1 protein-coding gene is annotated in these 674 nt (G+C 66.2%); it reads right to left on the reverse strand.

Translation table 11 applies throughout. The features are described 5' to 3' along the window. Positions 1-616 (reverse strand): helix-turn-helix transcriptional regulator (locus KUM32_RS37935; RefSeq protein ID WP_308408826.1); only part of this gene is annotated, 616 nt, incomplete at its 3' end. Positions 617-674: the final 58 nt, after the last annotated feature.

Here is a 674-nt window from a genome sequence, read left to right on the forward strand (position 1 = left end):
AGACCACCCGCTCGGTGGCCAGTGTGGCGTCCGCGCCGCGCCCGAGCTTGTACAGCATCTGCATGGCGCATTCGTACGCGGACGCCAGCAAGTCGTGCGCCTGCCGCCGATCCGCCTCCGGGACCACGTCTACGGCGACTTGCAGATCACGCAGCAGAGCGGGCAAAACCTTGCCGCTACTGACGAGCGCGGATTTCTGTCGATACCCATTGGCCTCGGCGACGCGCGCCCGAAGGTCCTCCATATCGACGCCCACGACCTCCTGCTCCGACGGCCGCGAGGGGCGACCGTGCCGCAGGAGAGCACGACGGATGGCGGCGATCGACAACACGGCCGAATGTCCGTCGAGATCACCGTCGGGCGGAGAATACGGCTGTCCGGTGATCTCGGTGGGGTGACAGTCGAGAGCCCGCGCGAACCGCAGAATGACGTCCGCGCGATCCAGCGAACGACGCCCTTGCTCGAACTTCTTCACGGCGGATAGCGAATAGCCACTCTCCGTTGAGAGGCGAGTCTGCGTCCACCGGCGGCGATCCCTTATACGGGCAAGGCGCTGGCCATTTGTTAGCAAGCTCGTCGGAACATTGGAGTAAGGCATGCGGGCCCTCCTCGGCATCCACCCCTCCCCGCACGGTACTCCTGCGGCGCCACGCCGGGCCACGACAGTCTCTGTC

The organism is Streptomyces sp. AC627_RSS907 (assembly GCF_019049165.1).